The organism is uncultured Agrobacterium sp. (assembly GCA_913777615.1).
Taxonomy (GTDB): domain Bacteria; phylum Pseudomonadota; class Alphaproteobacteria; order Rhizobiales; family Rhizobiaceae; genus Agrobacterium.
In genome coordinates this window covers 13,405-34,704 of the sequence record CAJYTK010000006.1, presented here as the reverse complement: position 1 = coordinate 34,704, position 21,300 = coordinate 13,405, and the positions used below count along the sequence as shown (strand labels likewise).

Here is a 21,300-nt window from a genome sequence, read left to right as displayed (position 1 = left end):
AACAGGTTTGCCTGCTCTTCACATTTTTGTTGCAACAAAAATAGGAAGAGTCAATATGTGACATCAATCTTTAGGTTGTGTCTTATCCTTGTTTGTCTGGCGCTTCTCGCCGTAATTTTCTGTAACCGTCGCGAATATCGTTCTCAAACGCAGCTTTGACGCTAATCGGATCCTGCTCGGTGAGGGCCTCAATCACGACGAGATGATTGTGTACGCCGCTCCGTGTTTCGGCGAATTCAGGATAGAGATTGAGGAGGGTCGGGCCAATGCGTACCCATAGCGATTCTATTATCTCAAGAAGGCCGCTCATGCCGCAAAGATTGTATACCTCGAAGTGAAATTCCTTATTGTGCCAAAGTGCGTCCTGATACCTGCCTTCTTGCAGTGCAGTGTTGATAACTATCTGAATTTCCTGCAGTCGCTGAATAGTTTCCGCTGTCGCATTCCGCGCCCCATATTCAGCAGCGGTGCCCTCGAGAGCGATCCGCGTGACTGTTATGTCCTTCAGCTGGCTGCGATTTATGGTCGGCACAACCAGTGTTTTGGGTCCTGAGAATACGAGCGCCGACTCCGTTATGAGTCGATTGAGAGCGTCGCGAGCCGGCGTGGTACTAACGTCCAGCTCGGCGGCTACACCTCTGACGGTGAACTTGTAGCCGGGGGCGTAGCGTCCTCTGATCATTCGTTCGCGGAGAACGTCGTATACGGCGTTCCCCATACGCTGCCCCTGGGCAGCTACATCACCCTCATCACGCGCACTACCTGCCATATTCCCTCGATCCTTGTTGACTCGCTCATTTTTTGATGTCACAAAAATCAAATGTGAAGTTAGTGTAAAGCTTATGTGACGCCAATTGCGGGTTTCTACCACGCTTTGGACGTCTCGTCGCCGGGTCTGTCTCGTTCTGACAAACTGGCTGATTCATAAGCCGATCTGCACCCACGAGATGAGGAGGATACAATTTGATCGGGGAAGCCTTACAACTTAATCGCCTGGTGAAACGATACGATGACACGCTCGCCGTCGATGATTTGAATTTAACCGTCAACGCTGGTGAGTTCATGTCTGTGCTCGGTCCGTCCGGCTCCGGCAAGACGAGTATCCTGTCCATGGTCGCCGGGTTTGAGCGGCCGAGCAGTGGGGAAATCATTATCGGTTCGAAGGAGGTGACGCAGCTTGCTCCCAACGACCGCAACATCGGAATGGTGTTTCAGAAGTACGCCCTCTTCCCCCACCTGACGGTGAGACAGAACATCGCCTTCCCATTGAAGTTGAAAAAAAGATGGAAGGAAACATGGAAGTCACGGGCAGACGAGATGCTTGAACTTGTTCAGCTGGCATCATTTGCGGACAGACTGCCAGCTCAATTGTCGGGCGGTCAGCAACAGCGCGTTGCGGTCGCGCGCGCGCTCGCTTTCGAGCCGCCTCTTATGTTGATGGACGAGCCACTGGGAGCTCTTGACAAGAAGCTTCGAGAAGCCATGCAGATCGAGATTAAACGTATCCAGCAATCTGTCGGCGCGACAATCCTCTATGTTACGCACGATCAGGAAGAAGCTCTGACTATGTCGGATCGCGTCGCCATCATGAAGAGTGGAAGGGTGATGCAGATTGGCACCCCTATTGAGCTTTACCGATCGCCAAAATCGACTTTCGTTGCGGATTTCGTGGGGAGGATGAATTTTCTTGAGGGCGAAAGCTTCGCTAGGCAGGACGGCGGACAGGATATCCGTTTGTGCGAAAATATTACTCTCACTATGCCAGCCGACTACAGAAGTCACACGGTTTCATCAGGCGGACAGGAGCGGGTCACGATTGCCTTGAGGCCTGAAATGATTGGTATCGACGCACGCGAGGAAACAAAACCTAATCGAATTCCAGGTGTAGTAGAACATTCAATCTTCATGGGCGCCCATGAGGTCCTCATAGTCCGGCTTAGTCTGCCAGGCCGGCCAGCAGTCGAGGCGCAGGTTCCACACGTCTTTAGCGCAGCGCCCTTCAAGCCGGGGCAGGAGGTCGATGTCATAGTCGAACCAAATGCAATGTGTTGTTTTTCCGCTTCCGAGAGGTCCGCTGCATGAGGATCTTTCGAAACAAGTCACGTTGCTCGACTTGGCAGAGCGTTTTGCTCGCACAGTCTTCGGCAACGACGTACTCTCATTTCACAGCCACGCTGTTGCTCTTGCCGTTCCTTTTGGTGATGCTCGCTGGTTTCGTTTATCCGCTCTTCAAATTGGTCGCTCTGAGCCTGCCTGATTTGAGCTTCTACCACTACATCAGGATTGTGGACGAACCGCTTTACCTAGCTGTTCTGCTTTCAACAGTCGCTGTCGCTGTTGCAGTTATGGGCGCTGCGCTTCTCCTTGGATTCCCAGTCGCGTATACGATGACGCGCCTCAAAGGGCGATTGGCCACAATCGTAGCAGCCTGCGTTATCATCCCCTTGTGGACGTCCGTACTCATCAGATCATATGCCTGGATCGTGCTCCTGCAACGCAACGGCTTGATCAACGAACTACTTAATTCTGCAGGCATGATCTCAAGTCCTTTAAAGATGATTTACACCCAGGGTGCAGTCATCTTGGCAATGACGCATGTTCTGCTTCCCTTCATGATCCTTCCCATTTACGCTGCCCTGCGTGCAATACCGGAGCACTTCGTAAATGCGGCGCGAACCCTCGGGTCAGGACCTGTCCACGCATTCGTCAGGATTACAGTGCCCCTAGCGCTCCCTGGGATATTCGCAGGATGCGTCATGTGCTTCGTGCTGGCCCTCGGCTTCTACGTCACGCCAGCTCTGGTCGGTGGACCGGGTTCATTGATGATGGCGACACTTATAGGTCAGCAAACGACGGTTCTGCTGGATTGGCCCTTCGCCGCAGCGCTGTCCACTGTTCTGTTGGCGTTCACGCTGGCAGTCATCATCCTCTTTAGAAAGACGTTGGCACTTAGCAAAGGATTGACCAGTGGTATCTGACAACCTCAGCCTCGCCTCGCACGATCTGCTGACCAAGCAACCTCATTCTCATACTCCTACAAGAGCGGTCATGGGGACGATGCTTTCAGCATCAATCGTCACAGCAATACTAGTATTCCTCGTTCTTCCGACATTGCTGGTGGTTCCGTTAAGTCTGAATGATGGGTCTTACCTGGAGTTTCCGCCGCGCGGCTTAACCCTGAAATGGTATCAGGCATATTTTGCTGATGCCGACTGGATGAGTGCCACTCGCTTTAGCTTGAAGATCGCCATTCTGACAGCAACGTTGTCCACGCTAATCGGAACTATGGCATCTTTAGCGATCTCGAAAAGCACCCTTCCTGGCAGGGAGTCACTCCAGGCGCTCGCGCTCGGTCCCATGATCGTTCCGCATGTGGTCGTCGGTGTCGCACTCTATCTGGTGTTTTCGCCGCTACGAATGACTGGCACGACTGTCGGTTTCGTGCTTGCGCACACAGTGCTCGCTGTTCCGTATGTCGTGATCGTCGTCGGCGCTGCATTGCAGAAACTCGACACCACCCTCGAACTGGCGGCAAGAAGCTGCGGAGCAAGCCGCGTACAGGCATTCTTCTTAGTAGAATTGCCCATTATCGCCCCGAGTGTAGCGGCCGCCGCGGTCTTCTCTTTCCTCGCATCCTTCGACGATGCGACGGTATCGTTTTTCATCTCGGACATCGGAGGCAAGTCCATAGGAAGAAAGATGTTCGAGGACATCGACTTCAATCTCACACCTATAATAGCAGCTGCATCAACCGTGCTTATCGCAATTTCTCTTGTTCTCATGGCTTGCGCACAGCGGCTGACAGCGAATCGCTCGAAATAGAATAGTCAACAGCTCGAAAGGACTTTAAAATGACCCACTTAGGTCAGACGCCGAAGGTTTGCCCAATTGCGGTCGGGTATTCGGTCGCAGTTACGCTGCTTGCCACAGTGCTCATGCCACTTTCCGCAGAAGGGGCTGAAAATGTTGTAATTGCCACAACAGGGGGAACTTACGAAAAAGTTTTACGTGAAGAATGGTTCGAACCCTTCACGGAAGCGACCGGAATCGAAGTAATAGCTGTTTCTGCTACCGACGCTGAAAAGCGAGCCAAAGCGTCAGCAATGGTGCAAACCGGGAACGTGACTTGGGATCTGTTCTTGGAAGGAGAAATCCAGGCTGGATCCCAGCGCCACTTCGACATCACCGAGGATTTGACCGAGTTTTGTAAGCATTACACCCAAAACATCGATCTGGTCTCCGATACTTGTGCGAGAGGGGGCGCGCGTCTTCAGTCGACTGCGACGCTTCTAGCTTATAAGCCGAGCGAAGGCGGTGATAATCCTAAAAATTGGGCCGACATGTGGGATACCGAGCGGTTTCCTGGAGGAAGGGCGTTCCCCAACTTTGACGACCCTTGGCGGGTGTTAGCCGCTGCTCTGCTAGCGGATGGTGTCAATAAGGAAGACCTTTTCCCTTTGGACGTCGAGAGAGCTCTGCGGAAACTTGAAAACATCCGCCCGGCGGTTGAGCTCTGGTGGAAGACAGGCGACCAAAGCGTTCAAGGCTTTCGAAACGGCGAGTACAGTCTCGGTCAGATTTGGCTGACAAGGGCGAAAGCCCTCCAGACCGAGGGCTTTCAAATTGGCTGGAGCTACGATGGCGCATTTCTGGTTGGCGACCGCATCGCGCTCATCAAGGGAGCAAAAAACCACGACAACGCTCTTAAACTCGTGGCTTTCTGGCTCGATCATCCCGAAGCTCAAGCGAAAGTCTGCGAGCGGCTTTCCTGTACGCCTCCTAGTCGCCGCGCCCTCGGGATGATGTCAAAAGAAGCGCAAGAAGGGTTGCCATCTGCGGAGGAGATGGACAGCAAGGTCATCACTCCCGATGCCGAGTGGATAAACGCAAACATGGGATTGCTTGTCCAACGGTGGAACAGCTGGATCCGCTGAGCGCGAAATTTGTCTCAAGGCCGAGAGCGGCTGTCCATTCCACATGAATAAGGGCTCAAGTTGGCGAGATGTCACAGGGCACTCCCATCGAGCTTGCCTCCGCGACCCTCTAACGTTGTCCAGCTGGAGGACATCGCAAAGTCAAGGCCTCCAAACTCTCATCGAGATTTCCTCCCGCTATTACAAGGTGGGAGGCTCACCCAACATTCAGATCATCGTATTCGCAGCTGTGAGACGCTGCGCTTTCTAGGGAGCGACATCGTGGGAAACTTTGACCTCGCATCGAAATTGGAAGATCCAAGCCTTTTTGTACAAAAGGCGTTCGTTGACGGCGAATGGATCGCGACCGGAAGCGGAGCAACATTCGATGTTCTCGACCCTGCGACGGGTCGTAGGATCGCATCGGTGCCAGATCTCAATGCAGACGATATTGAAAGAGCGATTCACGCTGCCAGCCACGCGCAGAAGTCTTGGGCTAAGCTGACGGGCAAGCAACGTGCTTCAATGCTGCGCCAGTTCCACGATCTTGTTGTGGCAAACGTAGATGATTTGGCGATCATTCTAACAGCTGAAATGGGCAAGCCACTCCAAGAAGCCCGGGGAGAAATTCTCTACGGCGCCGCTTACATCGAATGGTTCGCAGAAGAGGCAAAGCGTCTGAACGGCGATGTAATCCCGGCTCATCAGGCCGATAAGCGCATCCTTGTACTAAGAAGGCCAGTCGGCGTCGTTGGAGCCATCACGCCATGGAATTTTCCGAACGCAATGCTTGCTCGCAAGTTGGCGCCCGCCTTGGCAGTCGGCTGCTCGATTATCGCTAAGCCAGCCGCACAGACTCCGCTCTCGGCCCTGGCTCTCGCCGTCCTTAGCGAACGCGCCGGAATATCAAGAGGTATCTTCAATGTCGTCACATCAAGCGACGCAGAGATGGTCGGACAAAGTTTCTGCGCAAATGAGTTGGTCGCGAAGATTTCATTCACCGGCTCGACCAATGTCGGCCGCATTCTGATGCGTCAGGGTGCCGATCAGATCAAGAAGCTCAGCCTTGAGCTTGGTGGTAACGCGCCTTTCATAGTGTTTGACGATGCCGACATTGACGCAGCCGTCGAAGGGGCTGTTGCGGCTAAATTCCGGAACGCAGGGCAAACCTGCGTTTGTGCAAACCGCATCTATGTCCAATCAAGCGTCTATGATGAGTTTGCGGCCAAGCTCGCGAAACGCGTTGACGCCCTCAAGGTCGGGAATGGCTTTGACGCTGGCGTAGAGATCGGACCTCTGATTGACGGCAACGCGATGAAGAAGGTCAAGAGTCATCTCGACAACGCTCTGGCAAACGGTGCACGCGTGGTAGCCGGCGGTTCTTCAGTCCAAACCGGCGGGCAGTTCTTCGCTCCCACGGTGCTTGTCGCTGTGACCTCGGACATGAAAGTTACTCGCGAAGAAACCTTTGGGCCTTTGGCCCCACTCATCTCGTTCGATACGGAAGAGGAAGTGATCCGTTCGGCCAATGACTCAGAGTTTGGACTGGCCGGCTACTTCTATTCGAAGGATCTTGCTCGCATTTTCAGGGTCGCCGATGATATGGAGACTGGGATGGTCGGCGTAAACACAGGTCTTATCTCCACAGAATTGGCCCCTTTCGGAGGTGTCAAGCAGTCTGGACTCGGACGCGAGGGATCGAAATACGGTGTAGATGACTACACCGAACTCAAATACGTGTGCTTGGGTCTTTAAAGGCGCCGGCACGTTGCCAAAATAGGTTCTCAGTAAGGCATGGAGTCTATTTGGAGGCGGCGGGTAACCATATGCTATGCCGGTCAAACGAGGTGCCAGACCGTCACGCTATAGGCAATCAGTCTACGGGTACTCGTGCAAAACAGAATGGCCGTGCGCTCGCCGACAATGTCGACTCCGACCCGTACCGGCTTCGTCGCGAACGATCTGCAGGATGGCGGCTGGCACTGTAGCTATTCGAGGTTCAACTCGCTTCACACCCAAACAAGGAAGGTGTCGCCACTCGTGCATAGCTGCGTTGCACAATAAATGTTGTTAGGCTGATCAAAAATCGTGCATAATGGCGTTAGTTGTTGCACATGGCGGTAGCCTCCCAGTTCCGCCGCAGCAGCTGTTCCCCTCTGGAGGTTTCAAATCTCCGCACTTCATGGGCCGCGATTTCCGCTGGCCCATTTTTTTATCTTTCGTTTGACTTTGCTGGCGATCACGACCAGGCGATGACGAGATCGCGTTTGGTCAACCAACTCATTGTCCTTGCGAGCACCAGGTCAGAAATGTTTCGGGGCTGGCGCCTTCCGACGGCCTTCATCGTCATGTTCAGGAAGGCGCTTTGTACCACGCCATCTCGCTACTTTGCTGGTCGGCTCTTGAGCCATGAACGCACATCTGCCTTGGTAAATGACTCTGGATCCGCGCTTTCGGCTTGAAATAGCTCTCCATCGATAACATCTAAGGACTACTTCCCGATGAGCCGATGTCCTGCTCGCTGCAATCGCCGCGGCGTTCGACGTTGTCCCGGGATACAGAAGAAGGCGCTCCCCTTTCGGGTTGAGCGCCTTTTTTTGTCTGATGCGACCGCAAATGTGATGCTGCACCTTGACCGCGCAGCCTTCGCGAATGAGATCTGCATTAAGAAACTTCGTGGACGAACATGCCTTTTTTTCTCGTGACGCAGACATCGCTGGTCGAAGCACAGGATGAGCAGGAGGCCGCTCAGATAGGCGTCGGCCGCCTTCGCTCTGGAGGACAGGTCACCGTCGCGGTCAAGTCGGATGAGACGACAATCACGCATGTCGTTGTCTCCTCAGTGGCCGAAGAACCTTTCAAGCTCTCAAATTCCGGGGCCGCCGACCCACCGCCTGCTGCTGTCGCTATCGCCGAAGCTGGTCCTGCTTCAGCGGAAAGCAGGAAGCTGATCTTGAAGCGTATGCTTTCAGATGGTCTCGCCCTTCTCGGGCGCCGAACCTAGTCCCATCATCGGGTTATGGCTGATGCTAGCAGTCTCGTCTTCGAGCGTCGGTTCGAATCGAAAGTGAGGATCGAAAAATTGATCCTGCAGGCCGCGATTCGCGGATGCACGATATCGCACGAGGCATAGCGGGCAAGCAGGCCAGTGTTCGGGCCGTCTCGTTTCCCCAACTGAAGTGAGCGGTGACGGCGGCGCGAGCGAGGTGATGGAACGGATGCCAGTGTGCTCGGGGAAAATGCCGAGGCAGGCTATTGCAATATCCCTTTACGACAGGGTTCCCGGCAACCCATCTGCGGCTCGATGAGGCATGTCTGACCGGAGACCGGCTGCGCCTCGATCGCCTTCCCGCAACGACAAGGCTCAGATTTCTTACCCCGTATCCCTCACGGGCTCCTCCTCGCCCACTAACAAATATGCGACTTGCCGCCCTTCATTGCATTGCGGCCTTATCAGGTGCGGTCCGATCGTCTCCGGTCTTGTCGACTGCCATCGAGGCCGCGGTGGGCGCGGCCCCAACACGAGAAAAGGAATACGACAATGGCTACCATCGGCAACTTCACCTCCACCGAAAACGGCTTCACCGGCTCCATCCGAACTCTCGCCCTGAACGTCAAGGCCCGCATCGCTCGGGTCGAGAACCCATCCGACAAGGGCCCGCAGTTCCGCGTCTACGCCGGCAGCGTCGAGCTGGGCGCCGCTTGGCAGAGGACCTCCGAGCAGGGCCGCGACTATCTCTCGGTTAAGCTCGACGATCCAAGCTTCCCGGCTCCGATCTACGCGACGCTCGCCGAGGTCGAAGGCGAGGAAGGCCTCCAGCTCATCTGGTCCCGCCCGAACCATGACTAATCAGAATCACGAGGCTCCGCCACTGGCGGGGCCTTCTTTCCTACCAAGAGATCAGAGCCTGATCAGGCATTGAGCCGAGTCCGGATTTAGGGGTGGCATACGGAGCAGGAAGCTGCTCAGAATGTATGATTGTGTCAGGTGAGTGCGCCGGCCTCTAGGATGGGCAGTGCCCCCAATTTGCTTTACCCGTCTTTGAGGGCAGCTGCCGCAAATCGGCCCCCACTCCACAGATTTCCGGTCGATGGCGCGATCCTTGGCCTTGCCATCCCCTCCCGGACTCGTCTGTCATAGTTCACAAAGGTCGAGGAGACGAACACGACCTACGAACTCGAAATCCAGATCCAAGACTACGGTCCTTTTTGACCACGACGCGACGCTTGCGGCCATATCGGTCGACATCACAGCCAGGCCCCGCTTAAATCTCTAAGGGACCTCCGTTGATCAGCTTGAGCATCATGTCTGTCGCGCTGTTGCCAAGTGCCGGCTCCACGAGCACCTTGGCTCGCCCACATCCGGCGTGTCGATTTTGGCGATCAAATCTTCTGGCGGGTTTGCCAATTAGTATCTCTATCGACGACGCAGGCCATACGCCAGACCGCAACGCATTATTGGAATTGGAGGCTTACCTCGAGGCTTTTGTCGCTCAAGTAAGCTGGATGTTGATTGACGTGTTGGAAGCTGAAAACGCCACGACCAAAGCCAACAAGGTCGCTCGGATTGATCTCGACGCTCTCCTATCAGCACCCACTCCTGTTCTCGTCTTCATCCTCGCCCTTCAAGGTTACGAGCCCTGTCATCTACCCGCGGGCTCCTGATGGGCCACGGATGAGTAGCCGCGACGCTTTTTCTGACGGAGAAGCTCTAAAAACAGATCGACTGCCTCCTGCTCAGTCTCGAAATGGTGACTCATCGTCTGGCCGCGCGTTCCGATACGACCCCAACGTCGCATCAGGCAAGCTTCCCCAAAAAGGTTTGGCTCGATCGACATCGCATAGAAGCGAGCCATGTTTCTCGTGGCGTCTGAGCGCTCGATATAAAGGTTATAGGGCTGGATGATCATCTCGGCATGATCGTGCTTTTTGGAATCTTCGTCCAACGACAGTTTTGAATCGCTCGGGAGTGATTGATTCATTTTCGTGATCTGGCGATGCAGTCGTGCTTGGCCGGTCCGCCTCCGGCGTACGTGTCTATGCGCTGTCGCGAACGAAGTCCCCGTTCGATCTTCGCTATTGGCCAAGCCATCAGCAACGCGGTGACGGAGGTCTTCGGCGGACTGACCGAAGGGGGTACCCGACCAGTAGACGGCTTTCTCAAGCAGAATGCCTCGGTCGGGGGCAGTCGGTCCCGGCTTCCGCTAACGCGGCGCTATGCTAAGCCTCCTGCGGCTGCCCGATAACCGACCGAAGCATGACGAGAATTCCCGAAATCACGCCCTGGCGGTCGTCGCTATGCTGATTTCTCCGATGCTCTTCATTTTGAATGGCGGGGCGCTGCGCGCGGCGAGAATCTGCTCTGCGCCACGCAAGCTTTCATATCGTTTCGCCGGAACCAGATGGCGCGACCGCACCTGAGCGGCGGGTTTCCTGCCGTGAAGACGATCTGCTCGTCAGCTCTCATCCGCAGCACTTCATGCGGCTGGATGAGCGGCCGAGCGGCAACCTGCTTTGACCGGGTACGTGACGACCCGCGCGACTGAAAGCTGCGGCTAACCTGATCGATCTCGACGGTCGTCATACCGCAGCGGCGAGAAATGTAATCTGCTGTTTCCGGATCGTTGATTGCGGCAAAGCTGATCCAGCTCGCGCTCTCGAACCACTTGCTGGACGCGTCGCGCCCCCCATAGGTTTCGCGCAACTGGCCGATCGACTGGTAGATCATTGTCAGCGTGATGCCATACTTGCGGCCAGCATCCCGGGCGGTCTCCAGAATGCGCATGTAACCGAGCCGCGCGACCTCATCGAGCAGGAACAGCGCCCGCCCTTCCATCGCGCCATCGCGATTATAGATCGCATTCAGGAATGAGCCGATCACGACACGCGCCAATCCGCTATGGGTCTCCAGTGTCTTCAAGTCGATGTTGATAAACACGTCTGTCGTTCCGGATGCGATGTCCTCAGTTCGAAATGTCGAACCCGAGACCAGCGACGCATAGTTCTGGTAAGAGAGCCAGTGTGTTTCCTTGATGGCGTTGGCGTAGACGCCGGAGAATGTTTCCGGCGTCATGTTGACGAAACCGGCGACGTTCTCTTTCACGAAGTCCGAATCCGAATTGTTGAAGATATCCTGGAGTCGCTGGCGAAGCTTCGTTTCGGGTTCTGATAGATTTCTGCGTACCTGGCGCAGCGTCTGTTGGTCCTTCGGCGTATGACCGGACAGGCAGACGTCGGCGATGATTGCGGTGAGGAGTTGCAAGCCTGAAGCACGGAAGAAGTCGTCGCGCACTCCGTACGCGCGACCGCTATCGCTCATGATCCATGATGCGACCGAGGCGATGTCCTCCTCTTTGGTGCCGCCATACTGACCGATCCAGTCGAGGGCGTTGAAGCCGTTCGCGGGCATGCGCGGATCGAGGATCCTGACGCGCCGGCCGGCGTCTTCACGATGTTTCGAGACCATGGGCGCGACCTCGTTCGACGGATCGAGCACGACGAGCGGTCCGCCCCATTTCAGAGCAGTCGGGATTGTGACCGCGGTCGTTTTGAAACCGCCCGATCCAGCGAAGACGATACCATGCGAGGAGCCGAACGATCCGTCGAAACAAAGCAGGGGCGACTGGCCTCCAGCACCCCACGTCTCACTGTTATCTGCACGGAAGGAAACACCGCTGGCACCGTCACGGTCGACGCGATACCGCTCACCGACGACGATGCCGCCGGTCGTCGGGAACAGCTTTTCGGCTCTGGCAAGTGTCATCCAGTCGGCCTCGCCGTGCAGAGCGCGTTTGCCAACGATGCGCTTCGGCGTAGCCCGCGCAAATGCGGCGTTGCCGACCATCGCCACCCGCACTGCAAAGCAGCCTGACATCAGTGCAGCGGCCGTGCCGATCATGGTCGGGCCATCGAGGTAGGATAGCGCAGACTTTCCGGCTGGGACCTGGGGTGAGAGCACTGCCAAGCGTATTCCTTCCCGCAAGCACGCCACCAGGATGACCACCGTATTGCCGATAGCGGCTCCAAGGCCTGCAGCGCGAATGCTCGGCGACCCAGCCGTTCCGAACAGGAAAATCAGGCCGAGCGCAGCCGCCAACATATAGGGTGCGGCGACCCCTACCCGTCCAAGAGTAAGCCTTGCCGCTTCGGAGTTTCCTAATCCGGCAAGCCGCGTCTCAAAGCCTGTCATCGCGAGCATGGCAGCGCTCATCATGGCCACAGGCAGAACGATGAAAACGATCCTATTCGCCTTCATTGCCGAACGCCTCCTCCCCGATCGCCGTCAATCGTGTTCGCTCCTTTTCGTCGGACTTCAGCCGCTTCTGCAGGTCGATCAATGCGCCGAGCAAAAGCGCCCGCCCCTCAAAACGAAGGCCTGCTTTGACGATCAGGCCGCCGAGCTCAATCTTGTCACGCGTATCCTTCTTCCGGGCATCGGACGTAGCTTTCCTCCTCATCCTTTCAAGCCTCACGATCGCTGCCCGAAGTCGCGCCAAACGAGAGCGCTTGTGAACGCCCACTGCCCGTGGCGCTTTCCCCTGTGCCGTTCCGTCCGCTCGTGCCCGGCTTGCCTCCGCGAAAGCGTTTGGCCAGTTCATCGAACACTGCCTGAAGCTCGCTCTCCTCGATTTCTATCTCGCCGAGGCCTGCCCGAAGTGCGATGCGACCAATACGCTCGGCCTCTCTCGTTTCCGCGTGCTTGAGCTGTTCCTGAAGCTTGGCGATTTCTTCGCGGATCTTGGATGATGGCTTTTTCATCTCTGGATTGTCCTCTGTTGCTGCATTACGTGGTTCACGCATCCAGAGTCCTTCAGATCGGCATGCCGATCTACTAGCAGAAATGCGAGTAGGCGGAGCCTACGCTTTTGAGCATCATCCCGACCGTTCGAAGGACGGATCCGAAGGGCGCAATTATACGTCGCTGATGCGACGCCATGCTTCTAGGCCCTGGCGGGGCCTTCCGCTCCTCATGAACAAGTTGATTTCGTTGGGTTGAAGGAGCTCGTCCGGTAATGGCCGTTCCGCATTTCTCAGTCAGCATCGTTACGCGCGGCTCCGGCCGCAGCGCAGTGCTGTCGGCGGCGTATCGGCATTGCGCTAAAATGGACTACGAGCGGGAAGCCCGCACCATCGATTACACCCGCAAGCAGGGTCTGCTGCACGAGGAGTTTGTGATTCCGGCCGACGCACCTGATTGGCTGCAATCCTTGATTTCCGATCGATCCGTATCTGGCGCCTCCGAATCCTTCTGGAATAAAGTCGAGGCGTTCGAAAAACGCTCCGATGCGCAGCTCGCCAAGGATGTCACCATCGCCCTGCCGATCGAGCTGTCAACCCAGCAGAATATCGAGCTCGTCAGGGATTTCGTGGCACGCCACCTCACCGCCCAGGGCATGGTGGCGGACTGGGTTTTCCACGACGCACCGGGCAATCCGCACATTCATCTGATGACCACTTTGCGGCCGCTGACCGAAGACGGTTTCGGCTCGAAGAAGGTGGCGGTTAGGGGACCGGATGGCAGAGCGCTGCGCAACGATAGCGGCAAGATCGTCTACGAGCTTTGGGCTGGCGGGCTCGATGATTTCAATGCGTTTCGCGACGGCTGGTTCGCCTGCCAGAGCCGACATCTCGCGCTTGCCGGACTCGATATCAGGATCGATGGCCGGTCCTTTGAGAAGCAGGGCATCGATCTGACGCCGACTATCCATCTTGGCGTCGGCACGAAGGCGATCGAGCGGAAAGCAGCCGGTGGGAATGGACCTGCGGGGGAAGAAGCTGCGCTCGAACGACTGGAGTTGCAGAAAGAGCGACGAGCAGAGAACGCCCGTCGGATCCAGCGTCGTCCGGAGATCGTGCTTAATCTTATCACCCGGGAGAAGAGTGTCTTCGACGAACGAGACGTCGCCAAGATCCTTCATCGCTATATCGATGATGCAGGTCTCTTCCAAAGCATGATGGCGCGCATCCTGCAGAGCCCCGAAACCATCCGGCTTGATCGCGAACGCATTGACTTCGCGACTGGGGTCCGTACGCCGGCAAAATATACGACACGCGAACTACTCTGTCTCGAAGCCGAGATGGCTAATCGGGCGATCTGGCTCTCGCAGCAGTCGTCGCATGGTGTCCGGCCGACGGCGCTCGAAGCGACGTTTGGACGTCACCAACGGTTGTCCGAAGAGCAGAAGACCGCAATCGAACACGTTGCCGGTGGTGCGCGGATCGCCGCCGTGATCGGCCGCGCTGGCGCCGGTAAGACAACGATGATGAAGGCGGCGCGCGAGGCATGGGAAGCAGCCGGTTATCGTGTCGTTGGTGGTGCCCTCGCCGGCAAGGCGGCGGAAGGTTTGGAGAAGGAAGCGGGTATCGTTTCACGCACGCTTTCGTCCTGGGAGCTCCGCTGGAGCCAAGGTCGCGGGCAGCTCGACGATAGAACGGTCTTCGTGCTGGACGAGGCCGGCATGGTTTCGTCACGGCAGATGGCGACATTCGTCGAAGCCGTCACAAAAGCTGGCGCCAAGCTCGTGCTTGTCGGCGATCCGGAGCAGCTTCAGCCGATCGAAGCCGGGGCTGCGCTCCGGGCGATCGCCGATCGCATCGGCTATGCGGAACTCGAAACGATCTATCGCCAGCGTGAGCAATGGATGCGCGATGCATCGCTCGATCTTGCGCGCGGTCATGTCGGCAAAGCCGTCTCAGCCTATCAGTCGAATGGCAAGATGATCGGCTTTGAGCTGAAGGCCGATGCTGTCACCAACCTCATTGCCGATTGGAACCGGGATTACGATCCTGTCAAGTCGACATTGATCCTAGCACACTTGCGCCGTGACGTCCGAATGCTGAATGAGCTGGCGCGCACGAAGCTCATCGAGCGCGGCATCATCGAACATGGTTCGCCGTTCAAGACCGCCGACGGTGTCAGAAGTTTTGCTGCCGGCGACCAGATCGTCTTCCTGAAGAACGAAGGCTCGATCGGCGTCAAGAACGGCATGCTGGGCAAGGTGGTGGAAGCAGCACCTGGTCGTCTCGTGTCCGTCATCGGCGAGGGTGAGCACCTGCGCCAGGTTATCGTCGAACAGCGCTTCTACAACAATGTCGATCATGGATATGCCACAACGGTGCACAAAAGCCAGGGCGCGACCGTAGACCGGGTCAAGGTGCTGGCGTCCCTCTCGCTCGATCGTCACCTCACCTATGTGGCAATGACCCGCCACCGCGAGGATCTTGGCGTCTATTACGGCAGCCGATCCTTCGCCAAGGCCGGCGGTCTGGTCGAGATCCTGTCGCGCAGGAATTCCAAAGAAACGACGCTCGATTACGCCGGCGGCAGCATCTACCGGCAGGCATTGCGCTTTGCCGAGGCGCGCGGCCTTCACATCGTCAACGTTGCCAGAACCGTTGCGCGTGATCGTCTCAAATGGACGATCCGGCAGAAGCAAAAGCTTGTCGATCTCGCCGGCCGGCTCACGGCCATGGGCGCCAAGCTCGGCTTTGCCTCCTCGACGGCCAGCACAATTCGAACGTTAGCAAAGGAGAACAAACCAATGGTGGCCGGTATCACCACCTTCCCGAAATCGATCGATCAGGCAGTTGAGGACAAGCTTGCATCCGATCCGACATTGAAGAAGCAATGGGAAGAAGTCTCGATGCGCTTCCATCACGTCTACGCGCAGCCGGAAAGCGCGTTCAAAGCCGTCAACGTCGACGCGATGTTGCGCGACCAGGTGGTTGCCGAAAGGACCATCGCTAAGATTGCGAGCGAGCCTGAAACCTTCGGTGCACTCAAGGGCAAGACGGGTCTACTCGCCAGCCGCGGCGACAAGATCGACCGGGATCGGGCGCTGAAGAATATCACGCCGCTCGCCGACAGCATCAGCGATTATCTCCGCCAGCGTGGCGATGCCGAACGGCGAAATCGGGCCGAGGAGCTTGCGGTCCGCAGGCAGGTCGCGCTGGAGATCCCTGCCCTCTCGTCCAATGCAAAAAGCGTGCTGGAACGCGTCCGTGACGCCATCGACCGTAACGACCTGCCCTCGGGGCTCGAATATGCGCTTGCCGACAAAATGGTGAAGGCCGAACTCGAAGGTTTCGCCAAGGCAGTCACCGAACGCTTCGGAGAAAGAACCTTCCTGCCCCTCGCAGCGAAGGACACAGCCGGTGAGACTTTCCAGCGCGTGACGTCCGGCATGAACGCCGCCCAGAAGAGTGAGGTGCAGCAGGCCTGGAACACGATGAGGACGGTGCAGCAACTGTCTGCCTACGAGCGCAGCGTGACGGCACTCAAACAGACTGAAGCAATTCGGCAGACAAGGTCTCAGGGGCTCACTCTCCAATGAAGATGCGTCATCGACAAAGAGTGCCGTGGCGCATGAGACGGCTCGTCTGGTTCTATCGGTTCTGCAGCGTCAGCTTGATAACGCTTGGCCTCATTTTGCTTCTCGGAGGGGCAGGTTTTCGGGTTAATCTTACACCCAGCGAGCCCTTGGGTTTGTGGCGGATTGTCAAGCCCAATCGCCCGATCTTGGTCGGTGATCTAGTTTTCATTTGCCCACCGGACACCGACGCGATGCACAAGGCGCGGGCGCGGGGATATCTCCGCTTCGGGCTCTGCGAAGGCCTCGTCGCACCATTGATCAAAACGGTTGTTGCGACAGCCGGACAGGCGATCCAAATCAGTGACGTCGTGCGCGTCGATGGCCGCCCGCTCCCTCATTCGAGGGTTTCCGGCGTGGATGGCCAAGGGCGCGAGATGACGCCTTATGACGGTGGTGTCGTTCCGCCCGGCACGGTCTTTCTCCATTCCGAGTTCCCCGGTTCGTTCGATAGCCGGTACTTTGGTCCTTTGTCGATGGATGGCGTCCTCGGATTGGCGCAGGAGGTCTGGACCTATGCACCGTGATTTCTTCCGAACGGGTCTCCTCTTCATTTTATCGGCTGGCGCCGGATGGATCGGTTGGAGTGGTCAGGCGCTCCTTCTCCCCGTTGCATGTGCCTTCCCCGTGCTTTGGTCCCTTGCACGGACACGACTTCAGGCAGCCGGAATCTCCGCAGCGTATTTCCTCGCTGCATCGCGTGGACTACCGCAAGGCGTGGCAAACTTCTATGGTCAGGATATCTGGCCCGGACTTCTGCTCTGGTTCGTCGGCTCTTCCGCGTATGTGGCAGTCCATGTGGCGCTCTGGACCAATCGCGAGGGCTGGCAGACACCTTCGCGATACATCGCCGCGTGTCTGATGATGGCGGTGCCACCTTTTGGCATTCTGGGATGGGCGCATCCTATCACCGCCGCAGGTGTTGTGTTCCCAGGGTGGGGATGGTGGGGTCTGGCCGTGATGGCAGCCAGCCTGGGCGTCCTGACAACGCGATACAGGCCGGCTGCAGCCATGGCCATAACAGGCTTCTGGCTCTGTTCCGCCGCTCAGTGGACGCCGCTAAACCTACCTGCGTCGTGGATGGGTGTCGACCTCCAAATGGGCGCGTCTTTAGGACGCGAAGCTGGTATCAACCGGCAAAAAGAGCTGATCGACGTTGCTCTTGCCCAGCCGCCTGGCACAACCGTTGTGCTGCCGGAAAGTGCTCTCGGTTTCTGGACGCCGACGGCTGCTCGCGTCTGGCACGAAGGGCTCGCCGGGACCGGTATCACCGTCGTCGCTGGAGCGGCTCTCATTGATGGTCGCGGCTACGACAACGTGCTCGTGATGATATCCGCTGGGAAGACGGAGGTTCTCTACCGGGAGCGAATGCCGGTGCCCGGATCGATGTGGCAGCCTTGGAGGGCCTGGATTGGTGGTGATGATGAATCTGGCGCGCGGGCACATTTCTTTGCGAATGCCGTCGTAGAGGTCGGCACTTCAAAAGTCGCGCCGCTGATCTGCTACGAACAACTCCTCGTCTGGCCAGTTTTGCAATCGGCATTCCACCGCCCCGACCTTATCATTGCAGTCGGAAACGCTTGGTGGACCGCGGGGACGTCGATCATCGACATTCAACGGGCGAGCAGCGAGGCTTGGGCCCGCCTGTTCAATCTTCCTCTCGTCATCTCATTCAACATCTGAAACATGGAGTTTGCATGCTTGATGCTGCGTTGATCAACGAATGTGCCGATCCTTCGTTGAAGCCTGTAATCGTCGAGCAGTTTGTCCAGGCGGTCGGTTCGGACGATCCGCTTGCCATAACGGTGAAGTCCGGTGGCCGTCTGATCCTCATTCCCAAGCCGAAAACACCCGAGGCAGCGATCGAGATCGTCCGTGAGAACATTGCTGGCTCTATCGTGCGGGTTGGTCTCACCCAGATCCCGGCGGGCATTGGTCTGAACCATGCTTCTGAATTGAAGGTCGATTTGGTCGAACCCTGCGCCAATCTGCGGATGGGCACAGGGATGTTCGCCAAGATCCTCCGCATCGTTGCGAAGTGGTATGGAAATCCGACCAGCGAAGAGGTTTTCCCGCAGCTGTTCGATGATGCGATCCACGCCTGGCGGACCGGTAAGTTTGAGGGTGAGAGCGTGTTTGAAGCTGAGGATCCGGGTGAAGCGGTCGTGCAGCGGTCGGAGGTGGAGGTCGAGAATGCTGACAAGGCCAAGGATGATGCACCCTCCGAAACGCCGGGAGAAACGCCGATCAAGCCCGACGACGCCGGCATTCGGATCGATCTGACGAGGATCGGAGGACAGAAATAGTGGCCGGACTGCACCTGAGCTTCTGGAATGGGCGAGTTGGGATGTTCTCAGATTGCCGGCAGAGAGTACCGTGTGAGAACCGCCTCATCGCCCTCGATGCTTATCTCGATCACCTCGTTCAGGAGCTGTTCGCCGCCGGTTACCTCCTGCAGGATGAGTGTGAATAGGTCGCGCTGCAATGCCGGAACGACTTGAGGCACGATGATGACCAAGCCGGCATGGATCTCCTCATTGCCGTAGAGTTTTCTGAAATCGCGCGCGTTGTTGGTTACGAATGTGTAGTCCTCCGCAACAATGCGGGGCATCAGATCCCAATCCTTTTCACCGCTCAATCCCAACCAGTTGACATGGAAGCCATCGTGACCGTTATCCTGAGCAACGGCCACGAGAGAGGTGTGCAGGCATCCATCAATCAGGAACTTCACGATATTAGCTGCCGGGAGTTTTGATGATGGCCTTCGGAAGTGAGAGACGCTTTGCAGATTTCACGGTTGCGCCAAGGTCGGAAAGCTTGCGCGGCCGGCCTCGTGCCGGGTGAGCGGCAGTCCAGATCTCCGCGAGTTCGACCATACGCGTGGTGAGGGAAGGATAGCCCTGGACGATTTCCTCGGTGGTCGCGCCCTGAGCCTTCATAGCGGCAATCGTCCTAACGGGAACGCGCGTTTTGCAGAAAACTGGTTCGCCGCCAAGAACACCCTTTACGCTTTTGATAACCCGCTCTGCTTCCTGAAGTGCCTCCGCACGTGCCGCAAGCTGTTGACGTGCGCGGGCAACGTCCACGATCAGATAGTCATCCGCTCGAACTGTGTCGGCATCTGGATTCTGGTCTATAGTGTCGAAGAGCCTCTGGCGACGCTCGGCTGACAGGATCGAGCCGACCCCGTACCAAAGCTTGAGCCGCAGCAGGTCATCGTCAGATAAAGCTCGCCCTTCATCTTCACCAAGACGCCGAGCGATGATCCGCTTGTCGATTGCGTTGTGCACCGATTTCACGGCAATCTCGCTGACAGCGGCTGCTTCCGCAGGCGTGTAGGCGCGAACCAACTGGGTCATAATTGTTCTCCTTGTGGAGAACATATAATAGACTTGGTACGGGAAGTGAAGAGGCCCTTCCACGATCTGTCAAAACAAGCGTACAGAGGACATCTGGATGACAAAAAAAAGCGTTTTGGGACTAGTTGGGCGTGGCACACGCCAAACGCTTGGGCAATCTCGTCTATCACAATGAAAGAAGAATTGCGCTTCCCACATTCAGCGAAGGTGTGAGCGCAGCTAGGCTGCACTCATGTGTGGCAGTACACCTTATCGAGGGCCGATAGCTCTTAAACGGACGCGAGGCGCACAATTGCTTCCGCAACGATTCAATTACATAGGAGATGAGCGGTTTACAACGAGGTGGTTTCTATTGGCGATACGAGTTCGGAAAGATGATGTCGTGATCGACTAACACGTTGAATCTGTAGCCAGGCCGAATGCTGATAGTAGGCTGTACATTTAGGTTCTTTGAAATTGTCTGCTCGGCCACTCTTCCGAAACTCTCGGCAAAATTCCGGCGTGCCGCATCAGAGGCCGTATCCTGTGTTGCCAGTGTCGAGCTTTCCGGCATCGACATATCGATCCCCGTGCCGATGATGGCAACAAGCGCGGCAGACCCAAAGGTGCGCCAGAGGTGACGATCAACCTTGTCTTTAAAACCTCCATACCCCTCGGCATCCGTTCCGGACATGCCGCCGATCTGAAGTGTCGACCCGTTAGGGAAAATCAGGTCAGTCCAAACGACGAGTACCCGCTCCTGGCCGAATGATACCTTGGAGTCGTAGCGACCAAATAGCTTCGCACCCTGCGGAATGAGCAGCCGGTATCCGGTGGCACTGTCGTAGACATTCTGGCTGACCTGCGCCGAAATCCTGCCCGGAAGATCTGAATTCAAGCCGGTGATCATCGTGGCCGGGATCACCGATCCGCGCTTCAACTCGTAAGGCGAGAACTGCGGCACCACTTGGTTCGGTAGGTAGCCAAGATCCTTGATGTCCTGATTGAAAAAGTCCTCCTTCGAAGTCTGACCGTTCTGATCAATGTTCTGTCCAAGCAATCCGGATTTCATCGCGGCGGTGTAGATATCCGAAGCACTGTTCGTCGTGGCAGTGAGCGGTTGACGGGTGTCCGCCCTGCTTTCGGAAGCGTTCTTCTGGACCTCGGAAACGTCAACCTTAAGCGGGGAATCGAGTGCAGTCGCGCGTGCCTGGAGGCTTGCCATCCTCTGACGCTGGGTTTCGCGAATGACTTGCTCGTCCTGTTCTCGCTTCAGCCGCGCCTTCCACTCGGCTTCCGGCTCAAGCTGCGATTGCCGTTCCGTTCGAATCTCGTTTCGCCGCTCCACGACAGCATCTCTCACGGGCTCGCGTTCGACAACGACCGGCGTCGGTTGAAACACTTCGCGTTGCTCCGGTTCGCCGATGATCCCGTCCGTCACGCCTCGTTTCAGCTGATCGCCAAATGTGGTCGCTGGTGTCTTGGAGGTAGTGTCGAGTTCGTTTCCACTGTTGAAGGAAAGACCGCGCCATGACAGGCCGACAATCACGACTCCAAAGAACAGAACCATGACGACGATCACGACGATGATCGGCAGGCGATTTAGACGCCGCATGCTCTGTTGATCGTCAGCATTACGCGCCGTGCCGAGCTGGAGCGATTGAACCATGATCTAGCTTC

Annotated in this window: 20 protein-coding genes; 12 read left to right on the top strand and 8 right to left on the bottom strand. The window is 56.8% G+C overall.

The genetic code is table 11. From position 1 onward, the window contains the following. Positions 1–82: 82 nt before the first annotated feature. Positions 83–769 carry a GntR family transcriptional regulator gene (locus tag QZ862_RS04635; RefSeq protein ID WP_062597711.1) on the bottom strand — a complete coding sequence of 229 codons (687 nt, stop codon included), beginning with the start codon at positions 767–769 and terminating at the stop codon, positions 83–85. A gap of 194 nt (positions 770–963) precedes the next feature. On the opposite strand from QZ862_RS04635, the gene QZ862_RS04630 reads away from it, so the two are divergent. The 8 genes from QZ862_RS04630 to QZ862_RS04595 all read left to right on the top strand — a co-directional run bounded on the left by QZ862_RS04630 (position 964) and on the right by QZ862_RS04595 (position 9,578). Continuing rightward, positions 964–2,082 carry an ABC transporter ATP-binding protein gene (locus QZ862_RS04630; RefSeq protein WP_296021813.1) on the top strand — a complete coding sequence of 373 codons (1,119 nt, stop codon included), beginning with the start codon at positions 964–966 and terminating at the stop codon, positions 2,080–2,082. A 119-nt stretch (positions 2,083–2,201) separates the two neighbouring features. Next, positions 2,202–2,978: an ABC transporter permease gene (locus QZ862_RS04625; RefSeq protein ID WP_296021848.1), complete on the top strand. Its 777-nt coding sequence runs from the start codon at positions 2,202–2,204 to the stop codon at positions 2,976–2,978. 70 nt (positions 2,979–3,048) lie between these two features. Further along, positions 3,049–3,822 carry an ABC transporter permease gene (locus QZ862_RS04620; RefSeq protein WP_296021851.1) on the top strand — a complete coding sequence of 258 codons (774 nt, stop codon included), beginning with the start codon at positions 3,049–3,051 and terminating at the stop codon, positions 3,820–3,822. 113 nt (positions 3,823–3,935) lie between these two features. Next, complete coding sequence (locus QZ862_RS04615; RefSeq protein ID WP_296021852.1) at positions 3,936–4,934, top strand: ABC transporter substrate-binding protein; 999 nt, start codon at positions 3,936–3,938, stop codon at positions 4,932–4,934. 258 nt (positions 4,935–5,192) lie between these two features. Next, positions 5,193–6,668: an NAD-dependent succinate-semialdehyde dehydrogenase gene (locus tag QZ862_RS04610; protein WP_296098103.1), complete on the top strand. Its 1,476-nt coding sequence runs from the start codon at positions 5,193–5,195 to the stop codon at positions 6,666–6,668. 931 nt (positions 6,669–7,599) lie between these two features. After that, positions 7,600–7,917: a hypothetical protein gene (locus QZ862_RS04605; RefSeq protein ID WP_153312772.1), complete on the top strand. Its 318-nt coding sequence runs from the start codon at positions 7,600–7,602 to the stop codon at positions 7,915–7,917. Between the two features lie 537 nt (positions 7,918–8,454). Further along, positions 8,455–8,763, top strand: a complete 309-nt coding sequence (locus QZ862_RS04600; protein WP_062597706.1) for a DUF736 domain-containing protein — start codon at positions 8,455–8,457, stop codon at positions 8,761–8,763. Between the two features lie 437 nt (positions 8,764–9,200). After that, complete coding sequence (locus tag QZ862_RS04595; RefSeq protein ID WP_210251745.1) at positions 9,201–9,578, top strand: hypothetical protein; 378 nt, start codon at positions 9,201–9,203, stop codon at positions 9,576–9,578. Here QZ862_RS04595 and QZ862_RS04590 read toward each other — a convergent pair. The 4 genes from QZ862_RS04590 to traC form a co-directional block, all read right to left on the bottom strand. Continuing rightward, entirely contained in the window at positions 9,557–9,895 is a 339-nt protein-coding gene (locus QZ862_RS04590) for a WGR domain-containing protein (RefSeq protein WP_296021823.1), read from the bottom strand. The two genes, QZ862_RS04595 and QZ862_RS04590, sit on opposite strands and share 22 nt — an antisense overlap. 338 nt (positions 9,896–10,233) lie before the next feature. Next, entirely contained in the window at positions 10,234–12,168 is a 1,935-nt protein-coding gene (gene traG, locus QZ862_RS04585; RefSeq protein WP_296021825.1) for a Ti-type conjugative transfer system protein TraG, read from the bottom strand. Beyond that, positions 12,155–12,370, bottom strand: coding sequence for a type IV conjugative transfer system coupling protein TraD (locus QZ862_RS04580; RefSeq protein ID WP_153312769.1), 216 nt, complete (start codon positions 12,368–12,370; stop codon positions 12,155–12,157). Before QZ862_RS04580 ends, traG begins: the two co-directional genes overlap by 14 nt. 4 nt (positions 12,371–12,374) lie before the next feature. After that, complete coding sequence (traC, locus tag QZ862_RS04575; protein ID WP_112360148.1) at positions 12,375–12,671, bottom strand: conjugal transfer protein TraC; 297 nt, start codon at positions 12,669–12,671, stop codon at positions 12,375–12,377. 254 nt (positions 12,672–12,925) lie between these two features. Between traC and traA the strand changes: the two genes are divergently transcribed. The 4 genes from traA to QZ862_RS04555 are packed head-to-tail and all read left to right on the top strand — an operon-like array spanning position 12,926 to position 18,588. Beyond that, complete coding sequence (traA, locus tag QZ862_RS04570; RefSeq protein WP_296097805.1) at positions 12,926–16,246, top strand: Ti-type conjugative transfer relaxase TraA; 3,321 nt, start codon at positions 12,926–12,928, stop codon at positions 16,244–16,246. Continuing rightward, positions 16,243–16,809, top strand: coding sequence for a conjugative transfer signal peptidase TraF (traF, locus tag QZ862_RS04565; RefSeq protein ID WP_363315898.1), 567 nt, complete (start codon positions 16,243–16,245; stop codon positions 16,807–16,809). Before traA ends, traF begins: the two co-directional genes overlap by 4 nt. Then, positions 16,799–17,965 carry a conjugal transfer protein TraB gene (locus QZ862_RS04560; protein WP_296097801.1) on the top strand — a complete coding sequence of 389 codons (1,167 nt, stop codon included), beginning with the start codon at positions 16,799–16,801 and terminating at the stop codon, positions 17,963–17,965. Before traF ends, QZ862_RS04560 begins: the two co-directional genes overlap by 11 nt. Positions 17,966–17,979: 14 nt before the next feature. Beyond that, complete coding sequence (locus QZ862_RS04555) at positions 17,980–18,588, top strand: TraH family protein (RefSeq protein WP_296097799.1); 609 nt, start codon at positions 17,980–17,982, stop codon at positions 18,586–18,588. A gap of 47 nt (positions 18,589–18,635) precedes the next feature. Here QZ862_RS04555 and QZ862_RS04550 read toward each other — a convergent pair whose 3' ends face one another. The 3 genes from QZ862_RS04550 to trbI all read right to left on the bottom strand — a co-directional run bounded on the left by QZ862_RS04550 (position 18,636) and on the right by trbI (position 21,289). Beyond that, entirely contained in the window at positions 18,636–19,013 is a 378-nt protein-coding gene (locus QZ862_RS04550; RefSeq protein ID WP_296097797.1) for a DUF5615 family PIN-like protein, read from the bottom strand. 4 nt (positions 19,014–19,017) lie between these two features. Then, positions 19,018–19,641: a DUF433 domain-containing protein gene (locus QZ862_RS04545; protein ID WP_296074405.1), complete on the bottom strand. Its 624-nt coding sequence runs from the start codon at positions 19,639–19,641 to the stop codon at positions 19,018–19,020. Between the two features lie 349 nt (positions 19,642–19,990). Next, a complete protein-coding gene (gene trbI / locus QZ862_RS04540) occupies positions 19,991–21,289 on the bottom strand; it encodes an IncP-type conjugal transfer protein TrbI (protein WP_296097795.1) in 1,299 nt (432 codons plus the stop codon). Positions 21,290–21,300 lie beyond the last annotated feature (11 nt).